Source organism: Weissella sp. ESL1177 (genome assembly GCF_058107185.1).
Genome location: NZ_CM176591.1, coordinates 1,896,707 through 1,909,457, shown reverse-complemented (window position 1 = coordinate 1,909,457; position 12,751 = coordinate 1,896,707). Strand labels below are relative to the sequence as shown.

Sequence of the window (12,751 nt, the reverse complement as noted above, 5' to 3'; positions counted from 1 at the left end):
TTAGTCCTCCCCATAAACTGGGTGCCATTGATATTGTTCAACCAATGTTTTGGCATCGCCTTGTTGTTGGGCAACACCGTCGTCAATGGCAGCTTGTGCAACTGCTTGTGCAACTGCCGTTGAAATTTCAGATAGCTTCTCAAATGATGGCAAAATGGCACTACCAACCTGACTAGTATCAACTAACTCACCCAACGCTGTAGCTGAAGCTGACAACATGTTTTCAGTTAGTCGACTAGCTTTACTTGCAATCACCCCTAATCCAATACCAGGGTAAACAATCGCATTATTTGCTTGACCAATGTGGAAAACAACATCTTCATAATTAACAGGTTCAAATGGCATTCCTGTGGCAACTAGTGCTCGACCATCAGACCAGTTGATAACATCTTCTGGCACTGCCTCGTGAAGCTTGGTTGGATTTGATAATGGCAAAATAATTGGACGTGCCGCATGTGCTGCCATTTCACGAACAATTGCTTCAGTAAAGTGACCCGCTTGACCAGACGTACCAACCAAAATCGTTGGTTGGACTGCTTTAACAACTGCTTCCAAAGTTGTTAAAGCACCATCATTATCAAACTCTGCACGTGAACGTGCAAATGGTCGTTGTTCAGGTGTCAGATTTTCATCATCATCAAACAATAGGCCTTGACGATCAACAAGATAAAAGTGTTGACGAGCTTCTTCTGCCGTCAAACCAGCATTAATAAATTCTTGCAAAACACGGTTAGCAATACCAACCCCAGCTGAACCAGCACCATATGTTATATACGTTTGATCAGTTAACTTTTCACCAGAAATCTTTAATGCACTTAATATTGCTGCTGTCACAACAATACCAGTCCCTTGAATATCATCGTTAAACGTTGCTAAACGATTTTGGTAACGCGTTAACAACTTAGTTGCCGTTGAACGACCAAAATCTTCAAAGTGTAAGTAAAAGTTGGGGAAAATTTGATCCGCTTCATCAACTAATTGATCAATAAAATCAAAATATTCGTCGCCACGAATGCGTTCGTGACGATTGCCAAGATAACCATCATTTTCCAAAAGCGTTTCACGATTTGTCCCAGCATCTAACACAACTGGCAAAACACGGCGTGGGTCAATGCCAGCTGCAGCCGTATAAACCATCAATTTACCGACCACAATGTCAGCCCCTTGCACACCCCAATCACCAATACCTAAAATACCTTCGCCATCCGTGATAACTATCATATCGATATCACGACCATTAGCGGCATTCTTCAAACTAGCACCGATATTTTCTGGATGATGAATATCCAAAAAAGCAACTTCTTGTGGATTAACAAACAAGTCTGAATAACGTTCAATTGTCTCACCAACAGTAGGTGAATAAACAATTGGCATCATTTCAGTCAAATGTGCACCCAAGACGGCATAAAACAAAGTGCGATTTTCATTAAAAATTTGACTCAAAAACAATCGTTTCTCAATATCACTAACTTTACTGTTATATTGTGCATAAGTTTGTGCCACTTGTTCATGCAAGGATTGCACTTTCGTTGGCAGTAAACCGACTAATCCTAGCGCCTTACGCTCCGTCATCGTAAAGGCCGTTCCTTTATTATAAAACGGATCCTGCAAAATCTGCATACCACTTTTCATCTCAAAAAACCTCCTATTAAGTACATTAGCGTATAATAGACTTTTAAAAATGTTATAGTCAAAAGTGACTGTTTATATAAAAAAAATTTATATGAGGAAAGTAGTATGCATTTAAAAGATTTAGCTTATTTTGAACGTCTAGCTGTTCATAAAAATTACACATTAGTCGCTGAACAATTTCATGTATCCCAACCAACCATTACCTATGCCATAAAGCGATTAGAACAAGAAGTAGGTGCCGCTCTTTTTACACGAAATCAAGCACACAAAGAGGTTCATTTAACTGAAGCAGGGGCGATTTTATTACAGAGTGCTCGTCATATACAAGTCGAGTGGACAACTGCGACAAAGGAAATTCAACGTCTTGGTCGTCATAAAATTCGTTTAGGATTGCCTCCGATTATCGAGACATATTTATTTTCAAAGGTCGCAAAAAAACTACTAAATGCGAATGTTTTACATTTAATTGAGACAGAAGAGGTTGGTAGTTCCAAATTATTAACACTTTTACGGCAAGGAAACATTGACATTGCATTAATCGGTGCGACTGAAAATTTTGATTTGACTGACTTAGAAGTTTTTGAATTAGCTAATTTCCCGTTCGTTATTATTACCAAAACAACCGATCCACGAAAATTTGCTACTTTCGCAGATTTTGCCAATGAGTCATTCATTTCTTTAAATGAACAATTTGTTCATCCAAACGCTTTTCGTATTTTCTCTAACCAATCAGGTATTCAGCCTCATGTGGTTTACCAAACTAATAACATTACCGCTATGAAAAAATTAGTACGTGAAGGCATTGGTTTAGCCTTTTTAACATCACTAGCCATGGAAAAAAACGAAGACGGCCTGAAAAAAATCAGTTTAATTGATCAACCACAGCCGAAATTTCATGTCTACATGGCATTTAGAAAGCAACACTATATGACACAAGATCAAGTGATCGTGCGTGATATTATTAAAGACGCTTTTCAAGAAAGCTAACAAAAAAAGTCTGCGACAAAAAACATCAGTTAGCATGATTGAATAATACATAATAAAAGAGTGTGAAAAAGACGTTTAAAAGGCGTCAGTCTACCAAATTGATAGATTGACGCCCTTTTTGGCTGGTCCTAACGACTTTTTTCCCAAACCAGAATTGATCTTTCATTGTTTTGTTTAGATCAATATCATATGTCATTTTCGTAATTGTTGTTCTAATTGTTGAATTTTACTAATCAAAGCATCTTCAATAATACGATAATGTACTAATTCTTGATCAGATACAGACTGTTGTTGCTTAATTGGTACCATGGTTTGTACTTGGCCTTGATTTTGACGTAGTAATTCATTCTCATGACGTACTTTTTTTATTTCTTGTGCCATTAATTGCATCGTTTCCTGCAATTCAGTCACTTGCGCTTCATAAATTTCAGCACCTGTTTGCCATTTTTCCGCTTCTTGTTGCGCTTGATTTAACGCTACAGTTAATTGCTTAATTTGTTCTGCCATCGTTAATGCCATGTTATCCCTCCCACTTTTACAGTACAAAAAAAGCCATTCACAATGGAATGACCGTTAAACTCCGAATGTCGGGCTCGAACCGACGACAGCACGATTAACAGTCGTGTGCTCTACCAACTGAGCTAATTCGGAATAATATGCATCGCAACGTCCTATCCTCGCAGGAGGCGATCCTCCAACTACTTTTGGCGCAACTGAGCTTAACTACTGTGTTCGGTATGGGAACAGGTGTGACCTCAGCGCCATCATCACGACACAAAATGACGTTGTAAGTACATAACTTACGGTAAATTATATTATCTCGAAATACCCATTCTGTCAATACTTTTGTATATAAAAAGAGCTTAAAAGTGACCATTAAGTGCTGGACACTTTCAAACTCTTAAATAACTATTCATGTTTCCGTTGACGGAATAAATAGATAATGGCTGGTAAAATCGTTAGTGTGCTAATCAAAGCATACGCCGTATCCAATACGGTGATCAAACCAAAATCTTTTAGGACAGGGAAGTTAACAAACAGCAATGTCGAAAAGCCAGCCACAACAGTCAAACCAGAAGCTGTGATTGCTTGTCCAACTGAACTTAATGCTGTATTAATTGCTGCCTCATTATCTTTTCCTCGCTGCCGTTCTTCAATATAACGCTCTAATACGAGAATTGTAAACTCAGTTCCAATACCAAGTACCAACGAACTTAACGCAATCGTCACAGGATTATAACTAATGCCCAATAACTTCAATGTTAGTGGTGATAGACCTAGCACAATCGCAATCGGTAACAATGGGTAAATAGCATAATGGAAATGACGATAAACCACTAATAAGACAAGGAAGATAATCACTAACCCAGCGACCATAATCGTTGTTCGACTAGCTGAAATATTATGAATACCCTCATAAAGCATGGCTGATGAACCCGCCGGTGCAACTTTAATACTATTTGGCAAATGTTGCGCATCTTTGGTAATACTATTCATCAATCGTAACGCTTTCTGCGTATTCAAATTAGGATTGATCTTAAAACTAATCGTTGCATAACGATGATTTTCACTAATCAATGTACTCTTCATAATCGTTGGCATTTGATTAATACTTTGGGTCAATGTCTTTTGCGAACTTTGTAATTGTTGCTTACCTAAACTATCAACCAACGTTGTGGTGTCTAACACATCCCCCTTGTGTTTTGTCGCCTCTTTGTTTGCAAAGTCTGTCATTTCTTGCAAAACGGCCTTTGAACGAACATCATCAGCGCTAACTAAATAAGTTAGATTTGTGGTTGAACCGACCAACTTCTCTAATTTCTTATTTTGCTTAAGCGCTGGTAAGTCCTGAGGGATCATCTTCATCATGTCAGTTTCTAATTTGACTTGATGCTCAAAGTAAAAGCCAATGCCACCTAAAGCAATCCCAACGACTAAGACAATCGTTGCATGTTTCATAATCCAACTTGATAATAGGCCCAAGTGTTTATTTAACCAAGACTTTTCCAAAGTCTGATTCTTAACGGTTGTGCTATCAAAATGGGCATCGCGAATCGATAAGAATGAAAAAATCGTTAACGATTCAACAAGATAACAAACAAGAACTCCGATTGCTAAGGTTAGACCAAAGCCTTTCAACATTGGTGCTTTTGAAATCAACATCGTCAAAAAGCTTAGAATCATCACAGTCGTTGCAATGGCAACCGCTGAACCAGAATGACCAAACGTTGTCACAACGGCTTTTTCAGCGTTATAACCATTTTTACGGAATTCTTCTTCATATCGATTAACAAATTGGACACCGAAGTCTGTTCCTAAACCAATTAAGATAGGGAGCGTTGCCATAGTAGCCATTGTTAAATCAATACCTGCCAAGCCCATGAAACCAAAGGTCCAAATCATACCAATCAAAACGACAAATAATGGCATTAAGCGACGACGTACTGGGAAAACAAGCAACAAAATAATAATCATAATGACAACAGCCGCTACCAACATAATCATCATACTTTTTGTCATTTGACTACCAACAGTACCCGCAATCGCAGGCGCACCTGCGATGGCTGCCTTGTAACGTCCACTCTGCAAGCCATTATCTTTTAATAGCTTGTTAATTGCATTAGCTTGTGTTTGATTGGTATTCATATCAGCTTTTGCAGATGTCGTCAGCGAAATTAACAAATGCTGTCCGTTACGTGGCAATAATTGTTGCAATTGGGCTGGCATTTTCCCATTATTTGAATAAATCAAATCTTTAATCAACGCATCATGCATATTCTGCACTTTGGGCAACATGCTCATAACTTTTTGCGACAATTGCGCCTGTTGTTGCTGCGTTAACAACGACATGGTATATTTTTGGACTTGTTGTTGCTGCGTTTTATTTAACAGCTTGGCCAACATTTGTGATTGATTCGTCTGTTGATCAGTCTGTTGCATTGCCTGAGCCAGTTGCAATTTTTGTGCATCAGTCAGAATCGATTGTGTATACTGTGATACTTTTTGTTGCTGCCCATCATTAAGCATAGCCATTAAATCAGTTTGTAACACCTGTTGTTGCTTGGTTGATAATTCAGCCATCATATCTTGTTGCAACTGACTTGTATTACTTGAACGACTCATGGTGCTCGTTGTTGTATTGGCATGTAATTGCGCATTCAAAAGATTAACAACACTGGTTGCTGATTGCATATATTTGATATCTTTTGCATCATCCATAAAACTAGCAACCTTTTTGAATGTTTTAGCATCCACCACCTGTTGCTTGTTTTTAGCTGAAATATCAACAATAAACGTGTCACTACCAAAATTTTTCTGATAAACTTTGGTATCTTTCGATAATTTTGAGCTGCTTGAAACAAACATCCCATTACCGGTATTTAATTGTATTTTTGTTAACCCAAAAGCCAAACCGATTGTCACAATTGTGATTAATGCTAAAAATAATTTGGCATGATCATGAACAACCTGTCCAATTTTCTTAAATAAATTGGTCATTCCTTCCTACTCCTTCTCTAATTTAAACGCTGTACACTTATGAAAATGATATGTACAAAAATTTTTAATTATCCTATCATCACCTCATTTCACGATTATCTACGGGATGATTTTCCACCGTATCTCTTAATAAATCATGTAAGCGTTCATATAAAATACCCACGCGTAGTCCACTGGTTGAGAAGGTAATTTTTTCAGAATCAAGATAATTCATCAAGAAAATAACCGGTACTAAACCACCAACAATAATATCAGCACGGTCCTTACTAATACCGGGTACTTCTTTACGTGCAGCACAATCCAAACTAATAATATCCTCAAAAGTTTTATTAACTTGCGTATCCTTAATTTGATAGCCATGTACGTCTTCCATGTTGAATAAATGATCCCGACGACGATTAATTTTTGCTAGCGTTCGATTACTGCCACCTAGCCCAATAATTGGCAAATTTAGCCCATTCTTTAGCCACCAAATATTTTGGAAAATTTCATTAATTGCAATGGTTGCCTTAAAAAGTTCAGTCGCTGAAATACTATCATTTAAATCAAAATCTGATGAAATTGTCACTGACCCTATTGGAATACTGATCAAGTGCGCGACTTTGCCGTTCTGAACAAGCACAATTTCAATACTGGCACCACCAGTATCAATCAAAATAGCATTCGTCACAGGAAGCGTCTCACTGACACCAATATAATCATAATAGGCTTCTTGCGTTCCCGAAATAACTTCTAAATTAATACCAATCTCTGACTTCACCTTTTTCAAAAAAGCCTTCTGGTTTGATGCTTGTCGAACAGCTGCTGTTGCCACTGCCTTAATTTGCACATTATCTAGTTTTTTATAGACTTCTTTGTATGATTTCAATGCTGTCAGTGTTCTTTCAATTGCTTCTGGTTGTAAAACTTTCTCTTGGCCCATATTTTCAGAAAGTCGTACAAATTCTTTCATATGAGTGACTGTTTCGTGAGTGCCATCAGCATTAATACGGGTAATTGTCATGCGCACTGAGTTAGATCCTAAATCGATTACGACAAAGTTTTCCATACATTTTCCTTTCCGCGTTCTTATATTCACCATATAACGAGCCTTATTATTTTTCAGGACTCATCATAGGTTGAAATTGGTTTGGATTTTTTTTATTCGTCGCTGCTTGTTGTTGTTCAGCTCGTTTCGTTGCTTGTGATGCAAAATAATCCTGTGCATCAAGTGATGCTTTCCCACGACGATCAACACGTTTATAATGACCGTCTACATCTAGCACACGGGTTTTCACATTATCATCCCACATTGTTTGATAAATTGCTAGAACGCGCTCTGCTAATACTGGTTGTTCGACTGGAAATAGTTGTTCAACACGTCGATTTAAGTTTCTAGTCATTAAATCAGCGGATGATAAGTATACTTGTTTCTCACCATCAAATTCGAAAATATAAATACGGCTATGCTCTAGGAAACGTCCCACAATGGAATGAACACTAATATTTTCACTCACATTTTTAATACCTGGCTTCAAACAACAAATACCGCGAATAATAAGATTAATCGTGACGCCCGCATGTGAGGCTTCATACATTTTGGCAATCATTTCTTGATCAGATAGAGAATTCATCTTCATTTTTATCTGAACTGGTCGCCCAATTTTTGCATAACGAATCGCTTGATCTAGTTTATCAATAATAAATTCACGAATACCTTTTGGTGAAATATGCAATTTATGAAAATAGGGTGGTTTTGAATAACCTGATAACATGTTAAAGATATTTGTTACATCAATACCAATATTATTATTAGCTGTTAACAACCCAATATCGGTATAAAAATGAGCAGTTATATCATTATAGTTTCCTGTCCCTAAGTGCACGTATCGCTGAATGCCACTTTCCTCGCGACGTACCACTAATGATAACTTAGAATGCGTTTTCAAGCCAACTAGACCATAAATGACGTGACATCCCATCCGTTCAAGTTGCCGCGCCCAATGCACATTATTTTCCTCATCAAATCGTGCTTTGACCTCAACTAACACAGTGACTTGTTTTCCATTCTGAGCAGCTCGTCCCAAATATTTAATAATCGGTGAATTACCTGAAACACGATAGAGTGTCATTTTAATCGCCAACACATCCTGATCAATCGAGGCTTGACGAATAAATTCAACCACAGAATCAAATTTATCATATGGATGTTGCATTAACCGGTCTGCTTTTTGGATTGCTTCAAAAATATTATGATTATGATCGAGTGCCTCATCTTGATAAGCTTTAAATGGCGGATATCTTAATTCATCACGACCGGTGACTGCACTTGCCAGTTTACCAAGAAAGTTCAGATCCACAGGGCCATTAACCTCATAGACAGAATCTTCATCTGTTTTTAGTTCGCGAACTAAACGTTTCCGTAGCTTTTTACTAATATCTGAATCAACTTCCAAACGGATCACTTTCCCATGAGCTCGTAACTTTAATTGTTGTTGTACTTCCTTCAACAGATCTGAAGTATCTTCTTCAGCAACATCTAGATCCATATCACGAATCACACGGAAAGTCGTCATCTCATGAATTTCATAGTTGATAAATAACTGTTCAACAAAACGTTTCACAATATCCTCTAATAAAATAAAATCATTATCAGCTGCTGGTAACTTAACCACTCTTGGAAAAATGCTAGGTATTTGTAACGTAGCATACAATGATTTATCACTGCCTTTTTTACTTAAACGTAATGATAAGTTAATTGTATCATTACTAATAAATGGAAAAGGATGGGATGTATCATCTGCCATTGGTGTGAGCACCGGATACAACTCATCATGAAAATACCCCTTAATAAACTGAAACTGCTCATCATTTAAATCATTAACTTGTTGTAAATTAATTCCTGCTTGTTTAATTGCTGGCAATAAAATTCGATTCAATGTCACATATTGCTTTACTAATTGTTCATGAGCTTTATTGTTAACTGCCTTGAGTTGTTCCTCAGCTGATAAACCAGATGCATCCCGACCATCCCATTTTACTTCAATCAACTTAGTCAGTGAAGCCACACGAACCATAACAAATTCATCCATATTACTTTGCGTAATACCGAGAAATTTTAATCGCTCTAATAGTGGGTTATTTTTATTACGTGCTTCTTCTAGCACGCGATCATTAAAGTCTAACCAACTTAATTCCCGATTGGTATAAAAATTTGGATTTTCAAAATCAATTTTTGTCATGACTGACCCTCCTTTGCTTTATAATTGCTTTTCGGCCGTAGGTTTCTTGGAAAAATTGACTCTTTGATTGAAATATCCAATTCTCATAAGCTAAATTATCGTGACTATACGCAGAAATAATCACACTTTGATTCTTAATCGATACTGAAATCTTTTTAATTTTTTGTTGCCGATCATCATCTAGCGCATCAGCTAATCGAAGAATTGCAGCCAATTTAGAAATTAATCGTCTATTTTCTGCAGATATACGACTAAAATGACTTAAATCTTCACTGGGTGTCGTTGCACTGTGATATCTGGCAATTGCAGCAATAATTTCCAATTCCGTTTGTGATAGGCCAATAATGTCTGAATGCCGAATAATATATTCTGAATGAACATAATGCGAATGAACGCCAATATAATTACCAACATCATGCAAAATAGCTGCCACTTCTAATAATAGTCGTTCTCTTTTTCCAAAACGATGTAAAGGCTTTAATTGATTAAATAGATGCAATGCAAACTTTGTCACTAAATCACGATGAATCGGTTCCACATGATAATGATTTGCCACATTAATTGCCATCGTAATTGTTTGATGTGTAAAATCGTGTTTTGAAAAGCCTAGCGCAACTTCTTCATCATTGACAATACCATCAACGACACCCGCATCAGAGAACCGTAATTCTTTTGCACCAGTCAATTGCGTTATGCGCTTAATCAATAATAATTCAGGCAAAATAAGTGGTATCACGTCTTCGTTAACATTTAATTGATCAATCAAATATTGATCTGATGCATCGACAATGTCATCAATCATTTCATTAAATATCGTCACTGGTAAAGCATCAATTAAATGATGATGCTCATACTGACTAACCATTTTTTTAATTGGTGAAGTGCCTAATAAAATAATTTTTGTCTCATGATTTTTTGATATTAAATTTGCCAGACTACCAATATCAAAGTCTTTGAGTTTACTATCAATATAATCATTAAGTACACTAAAAGAACTTGGTGCAGATTGCCGTAAACTTTGTAAGTCTTCTGCGATCTTAATTGGTCCTAAAGCAAAATTCGTCGATGTCACAAAATGACCATCATCAAATCGTGTAATTGATGTATTCCCGGAAGTAATTCCCACCAAATAAACAATGCCTTGACTATCTGCCTGATTATTTGCTAACGCCAATGAAACATTTTGGTTTCGATAATACGCTTCATCACTCATTGAAAGCCAACCTATTTCGATACCCGTATGTAGAAAGAACTGATCAGCCATAAAATCAGCATTTAGCGCTTGTGATAAGGCTTGGCTACCCCATAATTGATAATTTTCAACACCATAATCACGTAAAATTTGAATGAATCCAGTTAATGCCTCAACAATTTTATTAACTGATTCAAAGCACACCGGATGATAGTGATACACATCATCACCTAAATTAATTTCTTTATTTACTTTTTCAAGAGATTTATGCGTTTTCAAATTAACGATTAGCAACTCAACCCCCGTTACGTTGACTATCATTACGCCAAAGTATTTTTGAGCCATGTAAAAATCTCCCCAATTTTTCATTTTTCTTGTTTAACTATCATTCTTATATGTTAGTATACAATAAATTCTCAAGCTTCATCTTTTAAATTACTCTAAATTAAGCATTTACTTACTTTCTCTGTTTATTGGCATCAATCGCTACCAAACATTTTATAGCTATAAAAAAACTGATAATGTATCACACAGCATGTGTTGCATTATCAGTCTCACAATTTTTTATAGTTGGCCAATCGTATCAACCTTTTTTTGCTGATAGTACCAAGCAATAATTACTGTTCCCAAACTAACAAGGACCAAAACAAATAAAATACCATAATCCAAACGACTTCCTTGTATTGTTAATTGCGCAAGGTGCCCATTTTTCATTTGCTGTGTCGCAATGATTGCGGACAAAACGCTCGTCCCAAATGAACCGGCATATTGTTGGAACGTATTAAATAAGGAATTCAAATCAGCATTTTGCGCATTGGTCACTTGCAAACTTGCATCAGACATTGAATTACTAAAGCCCATATTAAACCCACCGCGTAACAACACATAGATCAATGTTATCGAAATTGCTGTTGCATATGATGTTGTTAAGAAAAATAAGCCTGTTCCAAAAAGCAAAGAAATACTTGAAATCAAGAGTGGTTTAGTTGCACCTTGTCTATCAAACATTTTTCCTGCAAACGGTGAAATAGCTGCACCAAATAATGCCCCCGGTAACACAATTAATCCCGCAACGAACGCACTGACGTGTAACGTATCCTCAGCAAAAATTGGTATGACAAATGATATGCCAATATTGATAAACTGTAAAATAAAAAAGTTAAGCCAGCGTAAGCTAATCAACGGATTTTTTAATAGCTCAAAATTCAAAATTTTTCGTGTTGATTGTCGTAAATGAAGCGTTAGCAAAACAGCGGCAACAATAAACAACACTAATAACCAGATAAAACTTGGTGTATGAAAGCCCTTATTACCAGCATTAGAAAATGCCGTACTTAAACTAGCAAAAGTGATTGTTAATAAGATAACACCCAACCAATCAAATTTTTGATCTGTCTTTTCAGCTTCAAGCCGAATATATTTTTCTCCTAAAATAGCAGCAAATATCAGCATGACTAAAGCAATCACAAAAATACCTCGCCAAGACCAAAAGGCTGCTAATGTTCCCCCATAAGCTGGACCTAAAGCAGGTGCTAAAGAAATAATCATTCCTGCCGTTCCCATATAAAGCCCTCGCTGACTTTGCGGTACTAAAGCAAGTACTAAACGATACATCAAGGGTGTTGAAATTCCTGTAGAAACTGCCTGCAAAAGTCTGCCTAAAAACAACATTGTAAACGTTCCTGCTAAAGCGCACATTGCCGTACCGATAATATTAAAAATAATTGCTGTTGTAAATAAAGTACGTGCATGAAATCGTTTGTTTAAAAAGCCCGTTGTACTCATGATGATCGTTACCATCAATAAGTAACCTGAAGTTACCAACTGCATCGTTCCAAGTGAAACTGAAAATTCTTGTGTTAGCATCGGAAAAGTAACATTTAATGACGTTTCTACTAAGATTCCTAAAAAAGAAAGTAAGGCAGCAGCAGCGATTGCGCATTTTGCCTGTTTACTAACGGTTTGCGTATCCATAAGTTAACATCCTTCCTAATTATTTTATAGATTATAAATAAATATTTTATGCAAAAAGCATTTTACAATAAACTATCCTACATCTTTCATAAAAAAATAACAAATTTTTATCGTTAATGGCAACGCTATGCAAGTGGTTCACAATATTTTAAATCATTATCATTTATTATTATTTGATTATATTATTTTTTTGGTATATAAAAAGTCCCCAATTGATGGACAGAGAAAATAATATAATTTTCTGCCC

Annotated in this window: 8 protein-coding genes, 1 tRNA gene and 1 rRNA gene; 1 reads left to right on the top strand and 9 read right to left on the bottom strand. The window is 36.4% G+C overall.

Features of this window, described 5'->3' with window-relative positions; genetic code table 11:
- Nucleotides 1-1,632, bottom strand: a complete 1,632-nt coding sequence (locus AC3B5D_RS09200) for a malolactic enzyme (protein ID WP_489840331.1) — start codon at nucleotides 1,630-1,632, stop codon at nucleotides 1-3.
- Between the two features lie 105 nt (nucleotides 1,633-1,737).
- Here AC3B5D_RS09200 and AC3B5D_RS09195 point away from each other — a divergent pair, with 105 nt between their 5' ends.
- Nucleotides 1,738-2,619 carry a LysR family transcriptional regulator gene (locus AC3B5D_RS09195; protein WP_489840332.1) on the top strand — a complete coding sequence of 294 codons (882 nt, stop codon included), beginning with the start codon at nucleotides 1,738-1,740 and terminating at the stop codon, nucleotides 2,617-2,619.
- Between the two features lie 192 nt (nucleotides 2,620-2,811).
- Here AC3B5D_RS09195 and AC3B5D_RS09190 read toward each other — a convergent pair whose 3' ends face one another.
- The 8 genes from AC3B5D_RS09190 to AC3B5D_RS09155 form a co-directional block, all read right to left on the bottom strand.
- Nucleotides 2,812-3,138: a hypothetical protein gene (locus tag AC3B5D_RS09190; RefSeq protein ID WP_489840333.1), complete on the bottom strand. Its 327-nt coding sequence runs from the start codon at nucleotides 3,136-3,138 to the stop codon at nucleotides 2,812-2,814.
- A gap of 59 nt (nucleotides 3,139-3,197) precedes the next feature.
- Nucleotides 3,198-3,270: transfer RNA gene (locus AC3B5D_RS09185), tRNA-Asn, on the bottom strand.
- 7 nt (nucleotides 3,271-3,277) lie between these two features.
- Nucleotides 3,278-3,394, bottom strand: a 5S ribosomal RNA gene (gene rrf / locus AC3B5D_RS09180).
- Between the two features lie 134 nt (nucleotides 3,395-3,528).
- On the bottom strand, nucleotides 3,529-6,117 hold the full coding sequence (locus AC3B5D_RS09175) for an efflux RND transporter permease subunit (RefSeq protein ID WP_489840334.1): 2,589 nt from the start codon (nucleotides 6,115-6,117) through the stop codon (nucleotides 3,529-3,531).
- Between the two features lie 79 nt (nucleotides 6,118-6,196).
- Nucleotides 6,197-7,165 (bottom strand): exopolyphosphatase, encoded by a 969-nt coding sequence (ppx, locus tag AC3B5D_RS09170; protein WP_489840335.1) that lies wholly within the window; start codon nucleotides 7,163-7,165, stop codon nucleotides 6,197-6,199.
- Between the two features lie 46 nt (nucleotides 7,166-7,211).
- Complete coding sequence (locus AC3B5D_RS09165) at nucleotides 7,212-9,338, bottom strand: RNA degradosome polyphosphate kinase (protein WP_489840336.1); 2,127 nt, start codon at nucleotides 9,336-9,338, stop codon at nucleotides 7,212-7,214.
- Nucleotides 9,325-10,875: an HD domain-containing protein gene (locus tag AC3B5D_RS09160; protein WP_489840337.1), complete on the bottom strand. Its 1,551-nt coding sequence runs from the start codon at nucleotides 10,873-10,875 to the stop codon at nucleotides 9,325-9,327. The genes AC3B5D_RS09165 and AC3B5D_RS09160 overlap by 14 nt, the downstream gene beginning before the upstream one ends.
- A gap of 219 nt (nucleotides 10,876-11,094) precedes the next feature.
- The gene (locus tag AC3B5D_RS09155) at nucleotides 11,095-12,504 is read right to left on the bottom strand and encodes an MFS transporter (RefSeq protein ID WP_489840338.1); all 1,410 of its coding nucleotides are present in this window, start codon (nucleotides 12,502-12,504) and stop codon (nucleotides 11,095-11,097) included.
- Nucleotides 12,505-12,751 lie beyond the last annotated feature (247 nt).

What these genes read in the sequence shown, in the direction of transcription:
- AC3B5D_RS09195 (WP_489840332.1), top strand. Translation starts at nt 1,738, where the DNA reads ATGCATTTAAAAGATTTAGCTTATTTTGAACGTCTAGCTGTTCATAAA.
- AC3B5D_RS09165 (WP_489840336.1), bottom strand. Translation starts at nt 9,338, where the DNA reads ATGACAAAAATTGATTTTGAAAATCCAAATTTTTATACCAATCGGGAA.
- AC3B5D_RS09175 (WP_489840334.1), bottom strand. Translation starts at nt 6,117, where the DNA reads ATGACCAATTTATTTAAGAAAATTGGACAGGTTGTTCATGATCATGCC.
- AC3B5D_RS09155 (WP_489840338.1), bottom strand. Translation starts at nt 12,504, where the DNA reads ATGGATACGCAAACCGTTAGTAAACAGGCAAAATGCGCAATCGCTGCT.
- AC3B5D_RS09190 (WP_489840333.1), bottom strand. Translation starts at nt 3,138, where the DNA reads ATGGCATTAACGATGGCAGAACAAATTAAGCAATTAACTGTAGCGTTA.
- AC3B5D_RS09200 (WP_489840331.1), bottom strand. Translation starts at nt 1,632, where the DNA reads ATGAAAAGTGGTATGCAGATTTTGCAGGATCCGTTTTATAATAAAGGA.
- ppx (WP_489840335.1), bottom strand. Translation starts at nt 7,165, where the DNA reads ATGGAAAACTTTGTCGTAATCGATTTAGGATCTAACTCAGTGCGCATG.
- AC3B5D_RS09160 (WP_489840337.1), bottom strand. Translation starts at nt 10,875, where the DNA reads ATGGCTCAAAAATACTTTGGCGTAATGATAGTCAACGTAACGGGGGTT.